A 25,603-nucleotide genomic window follows, 5' to 3' on the forward strand; every position below is an offset into this window, starting at 1 on the left:
ATAATAAGTATTGTTTAAAAAGACCTATGTCAAGCCTTATTTTAAAAGACTTAGACTGTATTTATTGAAAGAAGGTGCTATGTAAAGTTGTATAAACTTAATCAAAATGAAACTCCTCTTTTTAATGCGCTAATGGAATACGTAAATAGAAATACTATTCCCTTTCATGTACCTGGTCATAAAAAAGGTCAAGGTATGGACGAAGAATTTAAAAAGTTCATGGGTGAAAATCCTTTTAAAATTGATGTTACAGTGTTCAAATTAGTGGATAGTCTTCATCATCCTACCGGCCCAATAAAAAAAGCTCAGGAACTAGCTGCAGATGCCTATGGATCAAAAGCAGCCTATATATCTGTCCATGGTACTTCTGGAGCTATAGAAGCTATGATTATGTCTGTAGTAAGTAATAATGATAAGATACTTATACCAAGGAATGTCCATAAGTCAGTTACAGGTGGCATTATTTTAAGCGGAGCTGTCCCTGTATATATGCAGCCGGAGCTTGACAAAGAGGTAGGTATTGCTCACGGAGTTTCACCTGAGACTGTGGAAGAAACCCTAAAAGAAAATCCTGATGCAAAAGCTGTTTTAATAATTAATCCTACTTATTATGGTGTAGCCACGGACATAAAAAAAATTGCAAAAATCGTTCACAGCTACAATATACCATTAATAGTTGATGAAGCTCACGGTCCACATCTTGGATTTAATGATAGATTGCCTATATCTGCCATAAATGCAGGAGCAGATATGTGTGCTCAAAGTACTCACAAAATAATAGGGGCACTAACTCAGTGTTCACTGCTTCACGTATGTTCAGATAGAATAGATATGCACAGAGTTCAACAAATTTTAAATATAATGCAGACTACTTCACCTTCTTATATTTTAATGGCATCCCTCGATTGTGCCAGAAGGCAGATAGCTACACAAGGTAAAGAGCTTCTTGATTATGCAATAGATCTCTGTACTTACACTAGAAATGAAATAAATAAGATTCCTGGATTTTATTGCTTTGGAAAAGAAATTCTTCAAGATAATGGAGCCTATGCCTTCGATCCTACAAAGGTAACTATAACCTGTAGAGATCTAGGCATTACAGGTTATGACTTAGATATGATTCTTTCTGATGAATATCATATTCAAATGGAATTATCCGATTTATATAATGTCTTAATAGTAGGATCATTTGGAGATACAAAGGAAAATATGGATTATTTGATAAAGATTTTAAAGGAAATAAGTAAAAAGTATTATGGAAAAGGAGATAAAAAATCAGACTTCATTGATATCCCTCCTATACCAGAGCAAATTTTAATTCCTAGAGAGGCCTTTAATAGTACTAAAGTTCCTGTTCCAATAAATGAAAGCATAGGAATGATAAGCGGAGAATTTTTAATGGCTTATCCACCAGGCATTCCTGTACTCTGTCCTGGAGAAATCATAACTAAAGAAATAGTAGACTATGTAAGACGACTTAAGGCTACAGGCCTTTACGTTCAAGGAACGGAAGATCCAGAAGTTGAAGTAATAAAAGTAGTTAAGGTGTAATTTAAATTAATAATTAATAAGGATGCTTTTTCTTGGCTATGCTACGAAAAAAGCTCTAGGATTAAAAATCTAAAAAACTTACACCCCTGGGGTAAATTGCTAAAAATAAACACTACCAAATTTATTTAGAGAATAAACTTGATAGTGCTTTTTTATTTCAACTCCACTACAGTCACACCAGCGCCACCTTCGCCATAATTTCCAAGTCTATAGCTTTTAATATGGTGATGCCTTTTTAACATGTCAGTGATGACATTTCTAAGTACTCCCGTACCCTTGCCATGAATTACCGTTACAGATTTAAGTCCAGCAACATAAGCTTCATCTAGATATTTATCTACACTATACATTGCCTCTTCTCCATCCATTCCTCTCAGATCAATAGAGGAATCAACCTGCCTTAAATTTAATTTAGCTTCTCTTTTCCTTATCTTTTTTAATTCTTTATTACTTTCATTATTCTCTTTTCCCTTTGTAAGGTTTTCAAGCTTTACATTTATCTTCATTATGCCAGCTTGTATTTGTACTTCTCCCTTACTATCTGGCTGTGAAAGCACAATACCTTTCATATTCAAGGAAGGTATATATACTTCTTCTCCTTCTTTTACACTAGCTAATCCCTTATGCTTTTGTAAATCGCCATATGGGTTTTCTTCCACATTATCGAGACTTTCCTTAAGTCTCATTCTTTCTTTTTCAAGCTTTGCCCTTGTTTCTGAAGAATAACCCATTCTCTCCAGTTCTCTTATATTTTTTAATATCTCATCTGCCTCTTCTTTAGCCTCAGCAATAATATTTTTAGCTTCCCTTCTTCCCTCACTTATGACTTTCTCTCTAGCAGAATTCAAGGAATAAAGCTTTTCTTCATATTTTTCTTTGAATTTCTCTGCTTCAAGCTTTAACATTTCTGATTTTCTGGCATTTTCCTCAGCTTTTATACTTCTCTCCTGAAGAGTTTGAATAAGATCTTCAAATTTAAGTGTATCATTTGAAATACCCTTTCTAGCTTCATCAATTATATAATCTGGAAGTCCCAACCTTTTGGAAATTTCAAAGGCATTGGATTTTCCCGGTATTCCAATTAATAACCTATAGGTAGGTCTTAAAGTTTCTACATCAAATTCTACAGAAGCATTTTCAACACCCTCGGTTTTTAGTGCGTAAGCCTTAAGCTCACTGTAATGAGTTGTAGCCACCAGTTTTGTCTTTCTACTTCTTAAATTCTCAAGAATAGATACCGCCAATGCTGCTCCTTCTGTAGGATCTGTACCTGCTCCTAGTTCATCAAAAAGTACCAGGGAACTGGAATCCGCTTTTCCCATAATATGAACTATATTGGTCATATGAGATGAAAAAGTAGATAGACTTTGTTCAATGCTCTGCTCATCGCCAATATCTGCAAATACCTCCTTAAAGAAGCTTACAGTGGAATTCTCTCTTGCTGGTATAAGTATGCCGCTCATAGCCATAAGCTCTAGAAGTCCTACAGCTTTAAGAGTGACTGTTTTTCCACCTGTGTTTGGCCCCGTTACTACTAAAGATGTAAATTCACGACCTAAATATACATCTAGTGCTACCACTTGTTCCGGATTTATTAGAGGATGTCTTCCCTGAACTATATCAATTATTCCATTGTCGTTGACTCCTGGACGTATAGCATTTATTTCACTGGCGTATTTTGCCTTTGCAAATATGAAATCAAGCTCGTAGACAATCTTTGCATTATTTTCTACCAGTACTATATTCTCATAAATTTTTTGTGATAATTCCTCAAGTATTCTATTTATCTCTGCCTTTTCTTTAAGCATGATTTCTTTTATCTCATTATTTAAATTTACAAGGCCCATAGGCTCAATAAACAAAGTGGCCCCGGAAGAGCTTTGGTCATGTACAAGTCCAGGAACCTGTGCTTTATATTCAGCCTTTACAGGAATAACATATCTGTCACCTCTAATAGTATAAATATTTTCTTGAAGAAAATTTGAATAAGCCCTTACAAGAGAGTTAACTTTATTTTTTACAGAGGCTATTTTATCCCTAAGAGACTTTCTTATATTGAACAGTGCAGTACTTGCCCTATCTGATATCTCTTCTTCTCCTATGATGGCATTGAATATAGCATTTTCCAGTGTCCTTAAAGGTACAATTCCCTCACATATATCTTCTATTACCGGAAAGCTTTCTTCCTCCTCATTATGAGCTACATACTCCTTAAATCTTCTTGCACATTTTTGTATATTAGCTATTTTTAAAAGCTGTACAGGCATAAGTGTAGACCCTTTACCTGCCCTACTTATTCCATCTCTTGCATCATAAGCTCCTTCAAATGGCGCAGAGCCTTTTTTAGTGAGAAGCTTAAAAGCCTCTTCTGTTTCTTCTAAATGTTCCTTCATTTCAAATATATTTTCATAAGGCTTTAGCTTATCTATAATCTCCTTAGCCGCACTGGTCTGAGTGTACTTTTTTATTTCTTCTTTAATTTTGTGGTACTCCAAAACTCTTAAGGCCTTTTCGTTCAATACTATTCAACTCCTCGCTTATAATGTCCCCGTGTAAATTTTTCTGATTCATTTTCAAATTTCCATGATTCATAAGCCTTTATAATTTTTATAACTTCTTCCTTATTCTCATCTATAAAATCCATTCTGTAACTAATATCTCCCAGGTTGTTTATATCCTTCAAATTGGAAATTAAATTTAAGGGCAATGAATTGTATATGTAACTTCTACAGAAACTGTCAGTTTTCACTATAAATTCTTCACCTTTTCTGTCCTTAAGTTTAAATTCTCCATTAACACACTTATTATTACAATTTGCTTCAGTACATTTTCCTCCCAGAGTACTGCCTATAGGGCAATACTCACTTACCATAAGCTCCAGCTTCCCATAAACAAGTATACCACAGGGTATAGGTGAACTTTTCACAATTTTAATTATCTCATTTCTATTGAGTTCCGTACTTATATAGGTTCCATTCAAATCTTTACTGTAAAAATCCAAAGCATATTTATTAAATATATTCAGCTTATAGTCTCCTATTATACATAATTTCCCTCTATATCTATTTATAATTCCTGCATTAGCCGTAACAATTCCTCTAATTTTATGAACATTATCATCTATAAAGCCGCATATGACATTAAATTCTTCCTTAATTATATTGGGAATCTTTAAATAAACCTCTACATTTTCAACATTTTCTATATTTATATCAGAATTTTTTCCAAAAAAATTTATTACAACATTTTTTATTCCTGCTTCAATGCATCCTTTAAGCTGCTCTGAATTTTCTACAGACACTATAAGTTTCTCCATAGATTTATGAGTCTTTTCTTCTCTGTTAAAATCAATTACTTTATGAAAAGTCCTCTTATTTTTACCACACTGATATTTTACAATTTCATCTATCAAACTTCTCCTTGCAGAATTTATAGCGGATACAGGCATAAAACCCTCTTCATAATCTGTAAAATCAATATTTTTAATCTTAAAGGGAGTATTACCTGTTTTTATTAAATTCTCCTCTAATTTTATTCTTTCCAGTGGTCTCTTTATTGCCTTTTGAACTGTATCTCCAGTAATTTTAAAAGTTTCTCCTCCATAGCTGCAAGTAATTTCAAAGGGATCATTAATTTTAAATTTACACTGAATATCTATATTAATTTTTTTACCATAAGAATCTTTAAAACTATAGTTTAATTCATCCAGCAAGTTTATATCTGAAGTTTTATACAATTTATCAAAGGCAGCATAAGACTCAGGAATAAGCTTTATCCTATCTCCTCTACGAGCACTTTCAACAGATAAACCTTTTTTTAAAATTTTTTCTACTAAAAATCCATCATCTTTAACTCTTATACCATCTTTTACACTTAGATCTTCCTCTAAAGTAATAGTGAAATCCTTATTCACGCTGCCTAAAAATAAGCCTGTATTCTTAGGAAAGGAATAGGACATCATATCTTTGCCAACATTTCCAAACATATATGCCTTAGAAAAACCTTCTCTATTAAAAAGCTGCCTAAGTTTTCTAATCTCTGATGGGTAATCAAACTCACTATTGTTATACACACTGTCAATAGCCTTTCTGTATATACCTACTACTCCTGCCACATATTCCGGCCGTTTCATCCTGCCTTCAATCTTCAGTGATGATGTTCCACTTTTAATTATCTCCTCTATGCTATCAACCGTACATATGTCTTTAGGACTTAATATATATCCCTTAAATTCTTTATTGTTATTTTCATTAAAAATAGTATAGGGAAGCCTGCAGGGCTGAGCACATCGTCCACGGTTTCCGCTTCTTCCTCCAATAATACTACTCATAAGACATTGCCCTGAGTAGCATATACAAAGAGCTCCATGTATAAATATTTCTGTTTCAATGTTTAAATCCTTAGAAATGTATTCTACTTCCTTAAGACTTAATTCTCTTGACAATACTATTCTGTTAAAACCTAGGTTTTTAAAATACTGAGCCCCTTCACCATTATGTATAGTCATTTGAGTAGACCCATGAAGCTCAAAATCAGGGAAATTTTTTCTTACTAAATAAGCTAAACCTGTATCCTGAATTATCAGTGCATCTACTCCTATTATATATAAAAATTTAATATAATCTAATATGTCTTTTATTTCACTGTCCTTTACTAAGGTATTCACAGTTACATATACTTTAACTCCATAAATATGACAATAATCTACTGCTTCCATAAGTTTTTCATCATCAAAATTAAAGGCATAGGCTCTTGCTGAAAATCTACTTCCTCCTAAATAAACTGCATCTGCTCCATTTTGTACTGCTGCATAAAGACTTTCCATACTACCGCAGGGAGCAAGTAGTTCTGTTCTCTTCATTCTCATCTCTCCTAAAACATTCTGCTTTTTATTATACAACAAAATATCTATATTTAAAAATAAATCACTAACATTAAATTTGCCACAACATAGTATGTACTAAAGAAACTATACTTTCTTTTATTTTACAAAAAGGCTTTCAAATAATTAGGAGTGGGTATTATGGAAGTATGCGATGACAAATATATTATGGTTATTGCTTCTAATAGTCAAGCAACTTATTTATACAATGAACTAATGAAAAAAGGAATTAATGTAGAATTCATTTCAACACCAGCAAAAATTTCTTCAGGCTGCAGTAAGTCTATAATTTTCAATTCTAAAGATACAAAAGAAATTGTGCTTGAGGTTAAAAATATTAAAATAAAAATTGATGGTATATATAATATGGTTAAAAACGATAAGGATTATAATTATATAAAAATATAGTAATAAATATTTATCTTTTTAATTTATAAGAATTTGGCTTTTGGACATCCTCCAATAGCCTTTTTTTATAATTTTCTATACTAAAATAGCTGGAAATCAGCATTGTTACAATTTAAGTTGTAATTAAAGTTATAATTATGAACTAATTAATCATATTTTATATAAAGAAATATTTTATGGAAAGGAGTAAGATTAATGATAATTTCTGATAGAAATTTTTATATTATAAAACAATCTGACGGTACCACCTGGAATTTTTTTTATAATAAAGATGAGGGTATTATGTATAAGTTTTTTAAGGAAACTACCTGGTCAGATCATCATGTACTTACAAAAAAGGCTTTAAATAATTTTTCAGCAATTATACTTCCTGATGACAGTATAGTTATTTTATATGAAAATTTAACAGGAGGACTTGTATTAAGTAAATATAACAATAAAATATGGAACGAAGAACAAATTATGAAAAATAGTAAAAGAGAAATATTTAGTACTTACTTTAAAGCAATTGTACATAACAATGAAATTAATATAATTTTCAGTATTTTAAACAAAAAAGATAATACCGTAACCCTTTTTCATCAAATTGTTGATGAAAAAAATAACTTATCAGATCCCAAAATGATTGAAAAGATTAAAAATGATCATCATATTTCTTTTAATGTCTATTCATTGCAAAATAAAGAACTATTTATATTATATCAAAGATTTATAGGTCATTTTGAACTTGGTTATAAAACTTTTAATGTAAATACAAAAAAATGGTCAAACTTTAATTCAATTGATACAAACGTTTCTTATTTTAGTTATTATTCTGCACTAATTGTTAATGGATTATTAAATATTTTATACATAAAAAAAGGAAAAAATATAGATAATCTAATTTATGTACACGGTAAAAGTCCTAATTATAAAAGCATTGAATTATTTAAAGGTATAAATATAGAGCTATGCTCCTTTTTTATAGTATATGGTCAAATATGGTGTTATTGGTTAAAGGATAAAAAAATTTATAATAGTTTTTCCATTAATAATGGTATTAATTTTAGTTCCTATCCTTATGAACAATCATTAAATTCCACATATATTTTTAAAGTCATATATATTTCCAATAAACTTGAAAAAATTAAAAATACAATTTTTAATGAAATATACATTACAAATTATGATGATATAAAATATTTAATTTTTTCTAATATATATTTATATATCAAAACTAATGTAAAAAATAGCGAGTATTTATTATACATTGAATATTACCTCACTGAAATTTGTGAAAAAGTTCTATTTTATGAAAAGACACTTAAACAAAAAGAAGAATCTATTATTCAAATTAAATATACATTGCCGAAACAAAATTTTAAATTACTATGCATTGAAAAAAAACATGAAACTACAAAAAATTTATTTAATAAATTAAAAAAGAGAAATATAGAACAGGAAAAAGAGATTGTCTCTCTTAAAAATGAACTTTCTAAGCAAGAAAATAGAATTTTATCCCTTCTTGAGGAAATCAAAAACTTACAACTTAATGTTAATGATTTAAATTCACAACTTACTAAATCAGATAATTCCTTACTAAAAAAAATATTTAAAAATAAACATTTTTCCTAATAATGTGAATAAATTTATTAATTTTTATTTAAAAGAAAGTGAGACTGCCCCAAAAGGTCAAAATTGATAAAGAATTTCTAAAACGACATTCATATTGAGACAGCCTCATCAACTTAATTGTTATTATATATATCTTTAATTACACTTATAAAAGTTTCGATATCTTTAGTTGTATTAAAATATCCCAGACTTATTCTAACTGTTCCATATTTTTCAGTTCCAATTACATTATGAATAAGGGGAGCACAATGATACCCTGTTCTAATAGCAATATCATTTTTATTTAGAAGATATCCTACTTTTGTACTATCTATACCATCTATATTTATAGATACTACAGCGCATCTATTTTCAGTTGAATTTAATCCATATATTTTTATAAAAGAAAGCTTTTTTAATTCACTTAAGAGATACTCCGTTAAATGCTCTTCATGTTTATAAATATTTTCTATTCCTATCCTTCTTATAAACTTTATTCCTTCGTTTAGTCCTGCAATTCCAGGTGTGTTTAACGTACCACTTTCAAATTTATCTGGTAAAAAATCTGGTTGCTCCATGGAACTAGAGTTACTTCCTGTACCTCCATCAATAAAATTATCTAAATTAACTCCATCTCGTATAAAAAGTCCTCCTGTACCTTGAGGTCCAAGAAGTCCTTTATGCCCTGGAAATGCTAATAAGTCTATATTATCTTTATCTACATCAATAGGAATTATACCTGCACTTTGTGAAGCATCTACCATGAATATTAATCCATTTTTTTTAGCTATTAATCCTATTTCCTCTATATTTTGAATTGTTCCCAAAACATTTGATGCATGATTTATTATAATAGCTTTAGTATTGATTTTTATACTGTTTTTTAATTCTTTCCTATCTATAAATCCATATTCATCTACCTTTATTAAAGTAACTTCTACACCTTGATTTTTCAAATAATTCAGTGGTCTAAGCACAGAATTATGTTCAATTTCCGTACTTATAACATGATCACCTTTTTTAATTATACCTTTTATACCTATATTTAGTGATTCTGTAGCATTACAAGTAAAAATTACATCAAAAGGATTATCTATATTAAAAAGAGAACTTAGCTCTTGTCTTGTTTCTGCGATTTTTAATGAAGCTTGTATGGACATATCATGTGAACTACGTCCAGGATTGGCAGCATAATTTTTCATACAATTTAATATTTCATCATAAACCTCATTGGGCTTAGGAAAAGAAGTAGCGGCATTATCTAAATATATCATATAAAATCCCTCCAAAACTTATTTTGTTCTATAATTAATATATGCATAAAAAAAACATTTTACATTGATACATGGATATTAATTGTTTTATTTAAAAATTATGACACAATACTATAAATTTAATATTATATTATTATAGGCAAATAATTTAAATTATTTTAAAGGAGTGATTATTAATTGAAAGATCCAACTAAATTAATATCAGAAATAAATAAATTGACCAATGATCAAATAGCTGTTGGTTTAAGTCAAGATGAAAAGAATGAATTACTAGCCATGCTGAAATCAGTTGATGCACAATATGACACACAACCATATCATAATATTATTGATTTTGAAAATTGTGTAAGTATTCCAAGTAAAATTCAAGTATTACCTCAAACTCGTAAATTTGTTTTCGAAAGCTGTTTAATCTGTACAACAGGTCAACCTGTAACAGTACCAATTGCACCCGACGATTATCTTGGTCCAACTAAGTGTACTTTATATCCAATAAAAATCGTTGGATGCATTCAGTATATTGCAATTGCAGATGTATTTTTCAATAGTGAATGCTTTATAGAATCTGATAACAATGAAAGAACTCCTGTATCACTCTGTCCTTCACCACTAACACCTTCAGCACCGCCAAAAACAAGTGGTATATCAGTTCAAGGATCTGTCTGCGTTGATGCAATAGTAGGTTACACGGCAAGTTCAAGTACATGCAGCAGTACTATATCTCGTGATGCAATTTCAGTTTGTCTTGATCCGTTTACAGTATCTGGTGAAAAAATTTTATTTAGCGGTAAATTCATACTCCCAGCAATAACCAATTATGGAGATATACCTAGTTGTTCACCAACAACTTGCCCAATACCATAAATAAAATTATAAATTTATCAAAGCAGTATTTACTTATGATTCAAAGACATAGCTTATGTTTTTCACAAATAAGATATAAAATATAATATCAGTCCTTGCTTTGTGCAGGGACTAATTTCAATCAACAGTTTTAGTTTAATATGGTATGTTAAATTTTTTAAAAAAATAATTATCATCAAATTTTCTTTTTTTGAAATATTTCGTCCTTTGAAACATTATTAAATGAAAATTTTTCTTAATAAATTTCGCTGCTTCATCAAAAAAGGGGTCAAATTTTAATATTGCTATTGTTTTTGCAATTCTCTTCTTATTAAAATGCAAATAAGTCATACATAATGTATTATAGGTTACATTAACTGACATCATCTCATATGGAAATTTTTTTCTAAACAAATGTTCAATCTTTACAAACGGATTTACTACAACTCTATAACCGTAAAGCCACAATTTTAAACATATCTCTTCATCTTCTCTCCCCCAGACCTGAAAAAAATGATCGAAACCATTTACATTTTCAAATACATCTTTTTTTATACCAAAAGCACAACCACATGCAATCGGTATTTCAGTTATATCTTCAGGCTTCTTCAAAATCCACTTAAGTTTCAAATTTTCAGTCCAATTCTCTCCATATCCCTTTTCAGTTACATTTTTCATATTACAAATACAGGGTGCAACCAAATCTGCCCTATTATTTTTCATTGTATTAATTAGATTGTCTAACCAATAATCAGTAACTTTTACATGTGCATCTATGAAAAAAAGATAACCTCCTTTTGCTATTTCTGCTCCAGCATTTTTAGCACCTGCACATCCTAAATTTTTACTTTCAATTAATACAATATTATTATATACATTCTTCTGTAGTTTTAAAAATTCTACACTATTATCCTCGGATTCATCGTCAACAACTATTATTTCATATATTGTTTTATTTTTCGACGCTTTAATTGAATCTAAAGTCATTTTTAAATTATTAATTTCATTTTTACATGGAATGATAACCGAAGCTTCTATTATATCCAAATTATCCAAAACTTTTACTCCTTTTTATAACTATAATAATTAATATACATTATACTTTAACAAATATTACTATATTATAATGATTTAAAAGAGAATATTAAATTTATTGAAAAGCTTCTATAATTTTTGTAAATATTAATAAGTTTACTGTATCTTTCCTTATTAAAAAAACATAATCCTAAACAAAGTGTATTATAAACTAAATTAAATTCTCTTATTTTATATGGATGTTTTTTTCTGAAAAGGTGAGTAACCTGTATTTTGGGGTTTAGAAAAATTTAAAATCCATAAAGCCAAGCCTTCATGCATATTTCTTGATCTTCCAAACCGTAACCTTTAAATAATTTATTATAACCACCGATTTTTTCAAAAGCACTTTTAATGACAAATAGTGAAGTACCTGATGCAATTGATACTTCACTATTTTCATGTGATTTGTTGACTAACCAAGTGAACTGAAGTTTTTCATTCCATGTAGCTCCGTAACCTACTGAATTTAAATTATACATATCCACAACTGTTGTAATAGCAAAATCTGCATTATTATTAACTAGTGTATTAACTAAACCATCAAAACAGTGTTCTTGAACTTTAATATGGCCATCACAAAAAAATAAATACTTTCCTCTTGCCTTTGAAGCACCTGCATTTCTTGCCATCCCTGGTCCTTTATTATTAATATGAATAGAAGTAAAATTTCTAAAATTTATTTTATTCAAATACAATTCTAGCTTTTCTACACATAAATCATTAGATGCATCATCTACAGTAATTATTTCAACTTAAATCTGTTTTAGAATTTAATATTGAATCTACCGTTAATATTAAGTTATTACCTTCATTTTTACATGGTATTATTATAGAAACATCAATAATTTTATGATTTTCTTTTCCTTCTATAACCAAGTTTTAATCCCACCTTTCATTTTTATATTTGCATATAAAGTACATTAAACATTTTTACAATTAGCTATTTACAGCCTATCACTATAAGTTATGTACAAAATTAATCTATTATGATTTCAGCTTATTTTATATATAACAAAATACCTATTCATACTATACTTTGTATATAATAAATAGGTATTACTTAATAATTGCTATAAATATCTTTTTCAATTATTTATTGTTAACAGTGTTAATGTTATATCTATTAGTAGATCTATTTTATATAACTACATAGGATTCAAAATCACTTGTATCTGATATTATTTTACACTCTGATAAAAGCTGCTTAGAGCTTATTTTCCACGTATGATCTTGCATATCTTTGTGCTTCATATAAACAAAATTATATCTATCACCGGCGAACATTTTTATACCTTTTTCATTACAGCACTCATAAAGATACGTATCTTCACCTAAATTAACATTTCCAAACTTCACTTCATTAAATACTGATTTTTTTAGTACAATAGTACCTCCTTGTAACCATGAAGTAGTATATTTATTTTCTATACTAGGAGCATTTAACGCTAATATATTAAATTCTTCAAAATATACAAAATGTGCTGCTTTACCAGTTACCTGTGCATCAGTATATTCAAATATATTCATTGAATCCAGTAAATAGTTTGCGCCGTAATAATCATCATCATCCATTTTAGCTATATAATCATATTTTGCTTGTTTTACACCAAAATTTAAGCACTCACCTAAAGTAACATTTTCATCAATTTGAAATATTCTGACATTATTAAAGTCTTTAAATTTATTATTACAATATTCTTTATCTATTTTATTATTATTTAAAACAATTATTAATTCTTTTATTGCGTAATTAATTCTCATAAAATTATTATATATATTATCTAAATATTTAGTTTTATTTGTTGTCATAATTATTGAAACTCCTGGTTTATGAAAATATTGTAATTTATTTCTTACCTTATTAATACATATACGGTACTCATTAATATAATACATTTTATGAAAAACCTCCAAATAATTAAAAAAAGTTTTTATTCAATAGTTTATTTCTATCATTAATTGCCAACTGATAAATAAATAGATATCGTTCGGTCATTTTATCAGAAGAAAACTTATTTTCTATATATGCTCTCATTGATTTTGGATTCGGAAATAATTGATTTTTACACTTATATGCCATTTCTTCAACTGTATCACATAGCAAATCTGGGAAGCCCTCTAAAACTTCAGATATTCCCCCTCTATGAAATGCCAATACTGGTGTACCACATGCCATTGCTTCAATAATAACAAGTCCAAAAGGCTCTTCCCAAGTGGATGGAAATAATACACATTTAGCATGTTTAATCAGATTTTGTTTTTCTGAACCTTTAACAAAGCCAACATATTTAATTTTTTTATTGTTTTTAATTCTAGGTTCTATTTCATTTTTATAATAACTCTCATCATGAATAGGACCTGCAATTATTAATTTTTCATTATTCTTTTCACAAACAGTTAATGCATGATGTAAGCCTTTTTCAGTACATATTCTTCCTAAAAATAAATTATAATTCTCTTTTTTCTCGCTAAATTCAAAATCTTCTACATCAATTCCATTATATACATAGAATCCCTTATTATTAGCAAACATCTCACGCGCTTTTTTACAAACATAAACATTAAATTTACTTAAAGAATCATCAATCCAATGAATTGTACTAACTGTTGGAAAAAGTATTTTTTTTGATGCACGATTAAAATTTGCACTATGATCATGAATAATATCAATATTATTAGGCATTGTTTTTAGTACATAATCCACCAATTCGTCTGGGCTTTGATACCTTTTCCTATATGGTATCATATGTGCACTACTTTCGCTGCCTTCTGGAGCATAAAGATATACCTCATGGCCTTTCTTAACTAAATTTTCAGTCAATATATAAACTAACATTTCTGTTCCTGCATAATTAGGAATAGGCTCGCGATCTAAAGCAATTTGTACAATCTTCATTTCTATAAAACACCTCATTAGATATTCTTTAATTTCCAAATACTTTCATTAATTTTATTACAAATTATTATAATTCACTTATTAATCTAATATATTATATTAAATTATGTAAACATTTGTGCTAGGTTTACAAATAGCACTATTTGAATTTCATTACATAAAAATAAAGTGCCTATTATAAAATAGGCAAAACTAAATTTTTATTCAATAGTTTATTTCTATCATTAATTGCTAACTGATAAATAAATAGATATCGTTCGGTCATTTTATCAGAAGAAAACTTATTTTCTACATATTCTCTCATTGATTTTGGACTCGGAAATAATTGATTTTTACACTTATATGCCATTTCCTCAACTGTATCACATAGCAAATCTGGGAAGCCCTCTAAAACTTCAGATATTCCCCCTCTATGAAATGCCAATACTGGTGTACCACATGCCATTGCTTCAATAATAACAAGTCCAAAAGGCTCTTCCCAAGTGGATGGAAATAACTACACATTTAGCATGTTTAATCAGATTTTGTTTTTCTGAACCTTTAACAAAGCCAACATATTTAATTTTTTCATTATTTTTAATTCTAGGTTCTATTTCATTTTTATAATAACTCTCATCAAAAAGCGGACCTGCTATAATCAATTTTTCATTATTTTTTTCACAAACAGTTAATGCATGTTGTAAGCCCTTTTCAGTACATATTCTTCCTAAAAATAAATTATAATCCTCTTTTTTCTCGCTAAATTCAAAATTTTCTACATCAATTCCATTATATATATAGAATCCCTTATTATTGGCAAACGTCTCGCGTGCTCTTTTAGAGACATACACATTAAATTTACCTGAAGAGTCATCATGCCAATGAATTGTACTAACTGTTGGCAAAGGTATTTTCTTGCTTGAATGATTAATATAAATACTATTGTCATGAACAATATCAATATTACTAGGAATTGTTTTTAATACATAATCAACTAATTCATCTGAACTTTGATATTTTTTCCTATAGTATATAATGTGAGCACTACTTTGACTACCTTCTGGAGCATAAAGATATACTTCGTGCCCTCTCTTAATTAAATTTTCAGTCAGTATATAAACAGCTCTTTCTGTTCCGGCATAATTGGGAAGCGGATGAATATCCTGAGAAATCAGCACTATCCTCATTTCTATAAATCACCTCATAATGTTAAAAATTTAAGCCTATGAATAATTTAAAAACTTTTATTTTACTAGTATGTCAGTACTAAATTTTATTAATGTAAAAAACTTTTATGCAATAATTTATTTCTATCAATAATTGCTAATTGATAAACAAAGAGATATCGTTCAGTCATTTTGTCAGCGGAAAATTTATTTTCTACGCACTTTCTTAATGATTTATAACTTGGAAATAATTGATTTTTACATTTGTACGTCATTTCCTCAACTGTATTACATAATAAATTTGGAAAATCTTCTAAAATCTCAGGTATACCACCATTAGGAAACGCTAATACCGGTGTGCCACAAGCCATTGCTTCAATAATAACAATACCAAACAGCTCCCAAATAGATGGAAACAGTACACATTTAGCATATTTTAGTAAGTTTTGTTTTTCTTTGCCTTTAACAAAACCAACATATTTAACTTTTTTATTATTCTTAATTCTAGGTTCTATTTGATTTTTATAATAGCTCTCATCATAAATAGGACCTGCAATTATCAATTTTTCATTATTTTTTTCACAAACAGTCAGTGCATCATGCAAGCCCTTTTCAGCACATATTCTCCCTATAAATAAATTATAATCTTCTTTTTCCTCGCTAAATTCATAATCGTCTACATTAATACCATTATATATATAAAACCCTTTATTGTTTCCATAAATTTCACGTGCTTTTTTACTTACATGTACACAAAATTTACTTGAAGTATAATCCCAATAATGAATCGTACTAACTGTAGGAACTGCTATTTCCTTTTTTAAACTATTAATACTTAGACTATGATCATGAATAATATCAATATTATTAGGCATTGTTTTTAGTACATAGTCCACCAATTCTTCTGAACTTTGATATTGTTGTTTAAAATTTATAATTTGAGCACTGCTTTTACTACCCTCTGGAGCATAGAGATATACCTCGTGTCCTTTATTAACTAAAGTTTCAGTTAATATATAAACTAAAATTTCTGTTCCAGCGTAATGTGGAATAGGGTACAAATTTGGAGCAATTTGCACAATCCTCATTTATATTAGTCACCTCACGTGTTTAGAATTTAATAGTAACTACTTAAATTTATATATTAATTTACTAAATTTTAATGTTTATTTTTTCACAGTTTATACAAAGTTTTAGCTTTACTATATTTATATGTATTAAAAAAAAATTGTGTGAGCAAAATATAATATCTTTTTATAAATTAACTTTTACAAAAAAAGACTAAGTATACCGCTTAGTCTTTTTTATACAAACAAATATAAAAATTAACTGATTTATATTTATTTCATCACAATATTTATGATTATATTTAATAGTTCAAATAATATACCTCAAATTCAGAAATACCAATATTATATCCTTCTGCCCTATCTACCGTAAGCTTAACCCAATTAAAGGTTTTGGCTTTAAAGTCCACTATATACTCACTTCCATTATTAGGCAGAGGTCCCACCGATATTTCTGACCCATCACTAAAGGTTAAAATTCCTCTTATTATATGATCATCAAAATTTGGTCTATCATATAAAATAATTCTATTAGCCTCAATTAGAGTTGGCCATGAAAGCTGAATCCATGCTCCAGACTTTTCTCCAAGTGTTGCCCATTCTTTATCATAAAAAGTAAATAAGCTATTTTCATATGGGTAACCTAAAATAATGCCATCAATAACATTAGTACAATATTGACCTGTATCCGTATTTTGTGAGGAAGCTGCTACTGTTGCATTGTATGCTAAATTTGACATTTGTTTTTTCCAGAATACCTCATCACTCTTTATAAATCTTCTGAAGTATGCTGCATCATCTTCATATACATCAAAAGCTTTGCTTTTTAGATTGTTACCTGACTCAATTGACGCATACATTTCATCAGGTACAGGAATTGACTCTCTAGAACACCATGAATATGGTGATGTTCTGTCCATGTGGCTTTCTATATTCAATACAGATTGCAAAGCATTTAAATTATTCTGAGGCAATCCTTCCTTATAAACCATATATTCATGAATTATTGGAGAATAATCTAATCTCTTCTTTAATTCCAATATTGCACTTATAACAAAAATTCCAGTTACAGAATGATCAGGATGATTTTCCATTGGAGATGGCATATAAATATCTTCAGGTAGATTACTTTCAATAACATCTAAAATATCATTAAAAATATTTTCTCTATTATATTCAGCATGAATTCCATATTTACTATAATGGTAATCAACTATTCCTATTTCAGGGAACCCATAAGTTTGGCTGCCATAAGTCCCCAAAAAAATTTTTTGAGGATTATCTTTAGATAAATAAGCTGGACCTAATACATCATGATCACCATAACCTAAATATACAATATTATCTTTACTAAGGCCAAGTAACGCCATTGAATTAATAGTTTTTTGTATACGAATTTTAGGATTACCATAATCACCAGTTGTAATCATAACTAATTTTGTAGTATTCCCATTATTTATACATCTTCTTATAACTCCAGCACATGCTATTGTTTCATCATCTTCATGTGGAGAAAAAATCATTACTTTACTTACATCACTTTCTATTGTTTGTTTTACATTTAAAAATTTTTTCAACTGTTTTAAAATTCCCCTTTCATATTATATATTTAATAGTTGTATTCCTAGGAAACTTTACTATAAAAATTTAATTCTTGTTACATTTTATGCATTAATAAATTATTTGCACACATATAAATAGCAAATTTCAATTTAATATTTTATAACTCGTATTCCGCTGAATGAAAATCAAAAATCTAATAATTAAATTTTACTTTAATGACAATAAAATGAATTAATTTCCAAAAATGATTTTCACTATTTATCTCGAATATATCTACATGGACTAATAAAAGAGGATGCGTAGTATATGGATATCAATGATGTTAATAGACAAAAAATTAGTCTTGATGCATTTATTGAATTGAATGACAGAATAAACAAGGTTATTTATGAAGAATGTAATGAATACAAATTATGGAATGGATACAGGCTTAGTACAATATATGACAGTACAATTGAGTTACCTAATACAGAGTTACTGCGTAATGAATTTGGATATGCTAAAATCAGTACTCTAATGTACCTATAGCTAGAGGCGAAGCCTGTTGTATATTTGATGTACTAAATAAAATTGTAATAAAAAGCAAAATTGATCGCTATGGAACTTCGGAAAGAAAAATGGCACTAGAATTAATTTCAGAAATGAATAGAACTTTAAAAAGTTCTATTTTTATAAGGATGAAGTAAAAATTGCTAAAATTATAGAAAAAGAATGTACTTTTGTATTATGCAGCAATGATTTATCAATCACTGGCGAAGCCATATTGTTAGAGTATAGAACCCAAAGTAGTATTGAAAAGAAGTTTCAACAATTAAAATCACCATAGTTTGTTAATTCTTTATATTTGAATTCGCCAGAGAGAATTGAAGCATTAACTTATGTGATTCTAATATCCATGATGATGCTATCAGTATCAGAGTATGCTGTAAGATCAGGTTTAAACAATGAAAAAGTCTTTGTTATTGGTCCAGGTCAACTGAAGATGAAAAAACCAACTTTAAAATCTATTATAGAAATTTTTAATAAGGTACCAATGAAAGTTTTTATAGTAGACGGTAAAAAGCAAAGATTTCTTGGTCGCCAATTTAATGATAGCCAAAGTAAGCTTTTAAGATATCTCCTTATTCCGGAGGAAGTGTTTTGTTGGAACAGTGCGAGAAAATATCTGTGATGCATAATTTTAATAGGAAACAACAGGCTACGCCTTTTATTTGTGATAAAAAAACATTTTTTAATTGTTGTAAACACCAATTAAAAAATCATTTAATTTTTAAAATTTATTGTGCGGAATATAATTAATTAATTAATAATTAAAGTTATAATTATTAATTAATTAATCATATTTTATATAAAGAAGCTTTATAGAGAGGAGAAAATTTATGATACTCAGTAATAGAAAATTCTATATAGTAAAACAATCTGACAATACTACATGGAATTTTTTTTATAATAAGGATGGCGATATTGTATATAAATTTTTTAAAAATAATATTTGGTCAGATTATCATATTCTTGTAAAAAAAGCTTTAAATAAATTTTCAGTAATGCTACTTAATGATGATAGTATAATTGTTCTATATGAGAATTTATCAGGGATACTTATACTAAGTAAATATAACGGTAAAACATGGGATAAAAAACAAATTGTAAAAAATACAAAAAATAAATTTTTTAACATGTACTTTAAAGCAGTTGCAAATGATAATAAAATAAATATAATTTATAGCATATTTAATAAAAAAGATAAAATTGCAACACTATTTCATCAAATTATTGACGAAAAAAATATTTTGTCTACTCCTAATTTTATTGATAAAATTAAGTGCCATTATCCTATCACATTTATTCTTTATTCTACAAAAAATCAAGATATATATATTATGTATGAAAGATTAGTTGACAACTACGACCTTGGCTATAAAATTTTTAATAAATATACAAACAAATGGTCTGATTTTAATTTTATAGCTTCAAATACTTCTCCTCTGAAGGATTACTCTATGTTAACATCTGATGACATTTTACATGCCTTGTACATAAAGAAAGAAGATAATATTAATTCTTTAATCTATGTGCAGGTCAACAATTCTAATCTAAAGACAAATAAATTATTTGAAGGTAAAAATATCAAAATCTGCTCCTTCTTTATAGTATGTAATCAAATATGGTATTACTGGCTAAATGATAATAAAATTTATAGTAATTTTTCTATAGATAACGGAAATACTTTTAGCTCTCCCCCATTTGAACTGATATTAGATTCTTCTAATAATATTTTTAAAGCTGGATATATGTCTAATAACTTTGAAACAATTAACTGTTCAATAGTTAATGAACTATACATTGCAAACCATGACTTAGAAAATTTAAATTTTTCTAGCATCTACTCATATTTTAAAAATAATATAGACTTTCTATCCTATATGAAATATTATATGACTAAAGTACATGAAAAAAATTTATCAATGGAAAAAACATCCGAAGAAAAAGAACAGCACTTTACTGAGCTTAAGGATCTATTAGAAACAAAAAAATCAAAGTTACTTTATTATGAAAAAAAGCTTCAATATGTAAATAATATATATGCTCAATTTAAGAATAAAAAGAAATTGCTTGCTACAAATATTAATATTATTCAGCAGGACTTAATTAATAAAGAGGAAAATTTGAGTCTATTAGAAGATGAAAATATGAAAATGAAAAAAGAAATTCTATCACTTAAAGATGAACTTTCCAATCAAGAAAATAGAATTATATCACTCTTAGGAGAAATTAAAATATTGCAGCATGATAATACTACTTTAAATGCACAATTTACAAAATCCAATTCAAAATTAAATATCTCATTATTAAAAAAAATTTTTCCTAATAATTATTTTTTTAAATAAACTAACTTTTACCCATTAAATTAAAGGATGATCTAATGTAAATACTTTTTCTACTTACATTTACTATTCTTTCATCCAAAAAAAGAAAAATAAACTATATAAGTTGCAATTAAAATTGTTCATTTAATAAATAATATTTAGATAGTAGCTATTTAAATTCAATAAATATTTTATTATTAATATAATTTATTGCAACAGATATATGTTCTCAAAATGGAAATTTAGATAAAAAAATTAAATCCACTTAACAAAAATAATATAAGTGGATTTATATACTTACGTGTTACAATATTCATCAATTTGCTTTACACATAAATCGTAGACATTTCCGTTATGATAATTTTTATACCATTTAACAGTCTCTTCAATAGCTTTATCCACATTCCATTTAGGTGCCCAATTTAAATAAAATTTAGACTTGCTTATATCCAGGTTTAATAAATTTGCCTCATGAAGTTGAGTAGATATAGTATTTATAGATTTATAATTTCCACTTTCCCAATAATTAATAATTTTTTTTGTAATTTCCTCTACACTCACAATGCTCTCCGAATTAGGGCCGAAATTCCATGCACCAGAAAATTTTGTATTATATTTCAGTAGATTAATCCCTAACTTTAAATAACCTCCTAGTGGTTCAAGAACATGCTGCCATGGACGAATAGCCTTAGGATTTCTAATTATTATGTCCTTATTTAATTCCAGAGCATTTATACAGTCAGGAATAATTCTATCCTTAGACCAGTCACCACCTCCAATTACATTACCTGCTCTAACTGACGCTATAACTTTTTTATGAATGGAGTATTCTTCGGGATTAAAAAAGGAGTTACGATAAGAAGAAACTAATAGTTCCGCACAACCTTTACTAGAGCTATAAGGATCGTAACCACCCATAGGATCATTTTCTCTATATCCCCATACCCATTCTTTATTTTCATAACATTTGTCACTGGTTATAATAACAGCTGCCTTTGTAGTATTACAATTTCTCATAGCCTCTAATAAATTTAAAGTTCCTATAACATTTACTTCATAGGTATATTTAGGATGCTCATAGGAATATCTTACCAAGGGTTGTGCTGCAAGATGAAATACAATTTCCGGATTATATTTTTTAAATACTTCATTCAGTAATTTACTATCTCTAATATCACCTCTAATATCAATTATACTATTTTTAAGTCCAGATAAAGAAAAATTATCTTCAGAATTGAGGGGATCTAAAGCATAGCCTATTACATTGGCTCCGAGTTTTTTCAACCATATAGCCAGCCAGGAACCTTTAAAACCTGTATGCCCAGTAATTAAAACATTTTTATTTTTAAATATATTTAAAGATAAGTCCATTTAGTTATCGCCTCCTAATACAGTTTTATATTTTTTTTGTACCAATCTATAGTTTTGATTATTCCATCTTCAAGATTTATTCTTGGTTTCCAATGAAGAACAGATTGAATATTGTCAATATTAGCTTTAGGAGTCCACATTTCATTTTCTCTGTAAGGAATAGTGCCATATAAAGGTTTTTTATCAGTCTCGATATTTTTAAAAATTAAATTGATATAATATTTTAGCGGATGAATATTTCCACTTGCAATATTAAAAATATTATTTGATATAGAATTATTTTCTGCAGCTATTATCATGCCGTCTACTATATTCTCTACATAGCAATAGTCTCTATATTGTTCACAGTGGGTAAGCTTTACATCTTTATTTTGTAATATAGATAGAATTACATGGCAAAAAACTTTATGAGGTGCTTCTCCTTCACCAAATACTCCGAAAGGTCTTAAAGTAACAATACCAATGTTATTTTCTCTGGCGATTTGATGTGCTAATATAGTAGAGCAAGCTTTAGTACTACCATAAATGCTTACAGGCAGAGGGTACATAGTTTCATACATTAACTCTTTTCGATTACCATATTCAGCACAGCTACCCATATTTATTAATTTTTTACACTGAGTATTTTTTAATGAATTTAATAGATTTACTGTTCCAATTATATTAGTATTAGTAGCAGCAATATATTCTTTTTTAGAGGAATCTACACCATAAGCTGCAAGATGAAATACATATTCAGGATCAATATTTTTTATATAGTTGTTAACTTCCGAACTATTTGATATATCAGCTTCAATAATACTAATTTTATTTAAAATATCTTTTATCCGCCAAGGATTAGAGTTTTTTCTCTCTATAATAAATAGATTTGCTCCTTTATTTAACATTCTTCTGACAAGATGAGAACCTATGAATCCATAACCACCAGTAATTAAAATTTTTTTATTTTTAAATATATTTTCATCCATGCATTGTCCCCCTTTTATATGATTATAGATTTAATTCTTTTTTATTTGTTTAATCTATAAAAATTTTTTGCTTCTTTAATGCTTTCTTTATCATAAAAATCTTCTATAGTAATACCTTCCAAGGACTTTAATTCATTAATTACATTTTTTATCTCATTAAGATATGGTATATAAATATTGTCAATAATGTTCTTGTCAAATTTTAAAATTGCCAATCTCCATAAATCAAATTCGGAGTCATTAAATATTTCCATGCGGCCAAAGTGATATACTATGAGTTTAGAATTTTCTATATAAACATCATTATATTTAGTATGAATTTTATAATTATTATGAATTATAAGATTCCAAGCAGCTGCATCAATCCCTAAATGATTAATAATTTTTATATTGGAAAATAGCATTGGAAGTTTATCAAGATATTTTTGATCTCCCCAGCGCCCTAGTTCTGGTTGAGCTGATGAATAGCACCATTCTATACATTTTTGCTTCCACCATTTTAAAATATCATAACAGTTTTTATTATTTCTAAAACCAATTAATCCAGCTTGATAATTCCCATGAAATCTTGCATAATCATTACTAACCCTTTGTTTACAAAGGAAAATATCATGACCTTTCCATTGGTTAAAAATTTTATTTGGATTTTTAAAAAAGAATATATCTGAATCACAATAAACAATTGAATCTACATTAAAATTCTTTAATACATAAAGTATTAATGGAGCCTTCATGGTCCAAGAATATTCTTGAATATCTCTGTTGTGTTTAACTTTTAATAATTCGTTATTTTCAACATCATTTACATGAATTAGTATTACATTTTTAAGTGACATATTTTGTAGAGTAGAAAAAGAAATGTCATCCATACAACATATATATAAATTAAAATTATTAATTGTATTTTTTAGGGATTTGTATAGAGCAATACATCTAATTATATATTGTTGACTAGTTAAAGTACAAAAGTAATATCCTTTGTGTTTATTTTTATTAAATACTAAATTATAAATCTTAGAATAGATATTTTTTTGTTTCTTTGCATTAATGTCCTTAAATAATATATTTATATTTTCATTTACATTGTCTTTAACATTTTTAATAGCAGTTCTTATACTTTTAAAATATGGAAGGTATATCATATTTTTAATTATTCCACTAGTACTTAAATCGGTTAAAGTTTGTATACTATATCCAGTATCATTAAACACTGAAATGTACACAAAGTGATAGGCAACTAATTTATAATTTTCTATATATGGAATATTATCTTTTATGGAAATATTAATTTTTTTGTTATATACAATATTCCATGGTGCTGCATCTAGGCCTAGGTTTTGTGATATTTTAACACTGCTAAATAATAAAGGGATTTTATCAAGATACTTTTGATCTCCCCAGCGTTCATTCTTAGGGTCAAGATAACTGGAACACCATTCAATACACTTTTTTCCCCACCAATTGAGACTTTCAAGCCCATTTTTATCTTTTTTGAAACCAATTAAGCCAGCTTGATATTTTCCATATAATCTATGAACCCAATCTCGATCTCTCTGAGGGCAAATAAAAACTGAATAGTCGCTCCATTCATCAAAAATCACTGAAGGATCAGAAAAGAAGAAAATATCGCTATCACAATAAATTATAGAATCTACATGATAATTATTTAGTACATAATTTATAACAAATGGTTTTAATGTCCAGCAATATTGGTTTTCTTTTCTACTATTCTTTATTTGAACAAGTTCTAGTTCTGCATTTTCTATATCACTAACTTGAAAAACAGTAGCATTTATTAAATTCATATTTGTCAATATTGAATAGGATTTATTGTCTATGCAACATATCCATATATGAAAATTTTTACTATGCTGTTCTAATGATGAATATAATGCAAGAACTTTAAAAACATATCCTTTTCCTAATAAGGTACAAAAATGCAATGTTTTATTTGCTGGTAATTTATTTTTATCATTATATGAGTCAGCATTGATGGAATAATTATTACTTTCATTGATGCGTATATTAGTACTTAATTTTTCCGCTTTTGTATTACTGTGAAGTATCATGATATACCTCCTTTATTAAATAAACTTTG

Annotated in this window: 22 protein-coding genes; 7 read left to right on the forward strand and 15 right to left on the reverse strand. The window is 27.9% G+C overall.

The features are described from left to right. Window positions 1–87: 87 nt before the first annotated feature. Entirely contained in the window at window positions 88–1,551 is a 1,464-nt protein-coding gene (locus CLOPA_RS14385) for an aminotransferase class I/II-fold pyridoxal phosphate-dependent enzyme (protein ID WP_015616175.1), read from the forward strand. Window positions 1,552–1,703: 152 nt separating this feature from the next. Here CLOPA_RS14385 and CLOPA_RS14390 read toward each other — a convergent pair whose 3' ends face one another. Then, window positions 1,704–4,070 carry an endonuclease MutS2 gene (locus CLOPA_RS14390; protein ID WP_015616176.1) on the reverse strand — a complete coding sequence of 789 codons (2,367 nt, stop codon included), beginning with the start codon at window positions 4,068–4,070 and terminating at the stop codon, window positions 1,704–1,706. A 2-nt stretch (window positions 4,071–4,072) separates the two neighbouring features. Then, entirely contained in the window at window positions 4,073–6,412 is a 2,340-nt protein-coding gene (locus CLOPA_RS14395; RefSeq protein ID WP_015616177.1) for a U32 family peptidase, read from the reverse strand. A gap of 162 nt (window positions 6,413–6,574) precedes the next feature. Here CLOPA_RS14395 and CLOPA_RS14400 point away from each other — a divergent pair, with 162 nt between their 5' ends. Next, a complete protein-coding gene (locus tag CLOPA_RS14400) occupies window positions 6,575–6,841 on the forward strand; it encodes a DUF3343 domain-containing protein (RefSeq protein ID WP_015616178.1) in 267 nt (88 codons plus the stop codon). Window positions 6,842–7,036: 195 nt separating this feature from the next. Further along, window positions 7,037–8,455, forward strand: a complete 1,419-nt coding sequence (locus CLOPA_RS14405) for a hypothetical protein (protein WP_015616179.1) — start codon at window positions 7,037–7,039, stop codon at window positions 8,453–8,455. Between the two features lie 113 nt (window positions 8,456–8,568). On the opposite strand, the gene CLOPA_RS14410 is transcribed toward CLOPA_RS14405, so the two are convergent. After that, window positions 8,569–9,708: an aminotransferase class V-fold PLP-dependent enzyme gene (locus CLOPA_RS14410; protein ID WP_015616180.1), complete on the reverse strand. Its 1,140-nt coding sequence runs from the start codon at window positions 9,706–9,708 to the stop codon at window positions 8,569–8,571. Window positions 9,709–9,885: 177 nt separating this feature from the next. On the opposite strand from CLOPA_RS14410, the gene CLOPA_RS14415 reads away from it, so the two are divergent. Next, a complete protein-coding gene (locus CLOPA_RS14415; protein ID WP_015616181.1) occupies window positions 9,886–10,572 on the forward strand; it encodes a hypothetical protein in 687 nt (228 codons plus the stop codon). Window positions 10,573–10,707: 135 nt separating this feature from the next. Here the strand turns inward: CLOPA_RS14415 and CLOPA_RS14420 are convergent, their stop codons facing one another. The 9 genes from CLOPA_RS14420 to CLOPA_RS14450 form a co-directional block, all read right to left on the reverse strand. After that, complete coding sequence (locus CLOPA_RS14420) at window positions 10,708–11,607, reverse strand: glycosyltransferase family 2 protein (protein ID WP_015616182.1); 900 nt, start codon at window positions 11,605–11,607, stop codon at window positions 10,708–10,710. 269 nt (window positions 11,608–11,876) lie between these two features. Continuing rightward, complete coding sequence (locus CLOPA_RS14425; RefSeq protein WP_080648323.1) at window positions 11,877–12,374, reverse strand: glycosyltransferase; 498 nt, start codon at window positions 12,372–12,374, stop codon at window positions 11,877–11,879. 1 nt (window position 12,375) lies between these two features. Continuing rightward, entirely contained in the window at window positions 12,376–12,504 is a 129-nt protein-coding gene (locus tag CLOPA_RS26510) for a hypothetical protein (protein ID WP_278245988.1), read from the reverse strand. A 261-nt stretch (window positions 12,505–12,765) separates the two neighbouring features. Beyond that, window positions 12,766–13,524 (reverse strand): glycosyltransferase, encoded by a 759-nt coding sequence (locus CLOPA_RS14430; protein WP_015616183.1) that lies wholly within the window; start codon window positions 13,522–13,524, stop codon window positions 12,766–12,768. A 22-nt stretch (window positions 13,525–13,546) separates the two neighbouring features. Then, a complete protein-coding gene (locus tag CLOPA_RS14435; protein WP_015616184.1) occupies window positions 13,547–14,524 on the reverse strand; it encodes a glycosyltransferase family 4 protein in 978 nt (325 codons plus the stop codon). Between the two features lie 175 nt (window positions 14,525–14,699). Next, on the reverse strand, window positions 14,700–14,969 hold the full coding sequence (locus CLOPA_RS26160) for a hypothetical protein (protein ID WP_015616185.1): 270 nt from the start codon (window positions 14,967–14,969) through the stop codon (window positions 14,700–14,702). Window positions 14,970–14,973: 4 nt separating this feature from the next. Beyond that, the gene (locus CLOPA_RS14440) at window positions 14,974–15,690 is read right to left on the reverse strand and encodes a glycosyltransferase (RefSeq protein WP_015616186.1); all 717 of its coding nucleotides are present in this window, start codon (window positions 15,688–15,690) and stop codon (window positions 14,974–14,976) included. An 89-nt stretch (window positions 15,691–15,779) separates the two neighbouring features. After that, window positions 15,780–16,757, reverse strand: a complete 978-nt coding sequence (locus CLOPA_RS14445) for a glycosyltransferase (RefSeq protein WP_015616187.1) — start codon at window positions 16,755–16,757, stop codon at window positions 15,780–15,782. A 281-nt stretch (window positions 16,758–17,038) separates the two neighbouring features. Next, window positions 17,039–18,313, reverse strand: coding sequence for a PIG-L deacetylase family protein (locus tag CLOPA_RS14450; protein WP_015616188.1), 1,275 nt, complete (start codon window positions 18,311–18,313; stop codon window positions 17,039–17,041). A gap of 292 nt (window positions 18,314–18,605) precedes the next feature. Here CLOPA_RS14450 and CLOPA_RS14455 point away from each other — a divergent pair, with 292 nt between their 5' ends. From CLOPA_RS14455 to CLOPA_RS14465, 3 genes are all read left to right on the forward strand, one after another. Beyond that, window positions 18,606–18,827 carry a hypothetical protein gene (locus tag CLOPA_RS14455; RefSeq protein WP_041710906.1) on the forward strand — a complete coding sequence of 74 codons (222 nt, stop codon included), beginning with the start codon at window positions 18,606–18,608 and terminating at the stop codon, window positions 18,825–18,827. A 367-nt stretch (window positions 18,828–19,194) separates the two neighbouring features. After that, complete coding sequence (locus tag CLOPA_RS14460) at window positions 19,195–19,470, forward strand: hypothetical protein (RefSeq protein ID WP_041710907.1); 276 nt, start codon at window positions 19,195–19,197, stop codon at window positions 19,468–19,470. Window positions 19,471–19,678: 208 nt separating this feature from the next. Continuing rightward, window positions 19,679–21,187: a hypothetical protein gene (locus tag CLOPA_RS14465; RefSeq protein WP_015616189.1), complete on the forward strand. Its 1,509-nt coding sequence runs from the start codon at window positions 19,679–19,681 to the stop codon at window positions 21,185–21,187. A gap of 276 nt (window positions 21,188–21,463) precedes the next feature. On the opposite strand, the gene rfbG is transcribed toward CLOPA_RS14465, so the two are convergent. Genes rfbG through CLOPA_RS14480 form a run of 3 tightly spaced genes read right to left on the reverse strand, consistent with a single transcriptional unit; the run spans window position 21,464 to window position 25,574 of the window. Beyond that, entirely contained in the window at window positions 21,464–22,537 is a 1,074-nt protein-coding gene (gene rfbG / locus CLOPA_RS14470) for a CDP-glucose 4,6-dehydratase (RefSeq protein WP_015616190.1), read from the reverse strand. Window positions 22,538–22,551: 14 nt separating this feature from the next. Continuing rightward, the gene (locus tag CLOPA_RS14475) at window positions 22,552–23,505 is read right to left on the reverse strand and encodes an NAD-dependent epimerase/dehydratase family protein (protein WP_015616191.1); all 954 of its coding nucleotides are present in this window, start codon (window positions 23,503–23,505) and stop codon (window positions 22,552–22,554) included. A gap of 41 nt (window positions 23,506–23,546) precedes the next feature. Then, window positions 23,547–25,574: a putative nucleotide-diphospho-sugar transferase gene (locus CLOPA_RS14480; protein ID WP_015616192.1), complete on the reverse strand. Its 2,028-nt coding sequence runs from the start codon at window positions 25,572–25,574 to the stop codon at window positions 23,547–23,549. Between the last annotated feature and the right edge of the window lie 29 nt (window positions 25,575–25,603).

This window comes from Clostridium pasteurianum BC1 (assembly GCF_000389635.1).
Classification (GTDB): Bacteria; Bacillota; Clostridia; order Clostridiales; family Clostridiaceae; genus Clostridium_I; species Clostridium_I pasteurianum_A.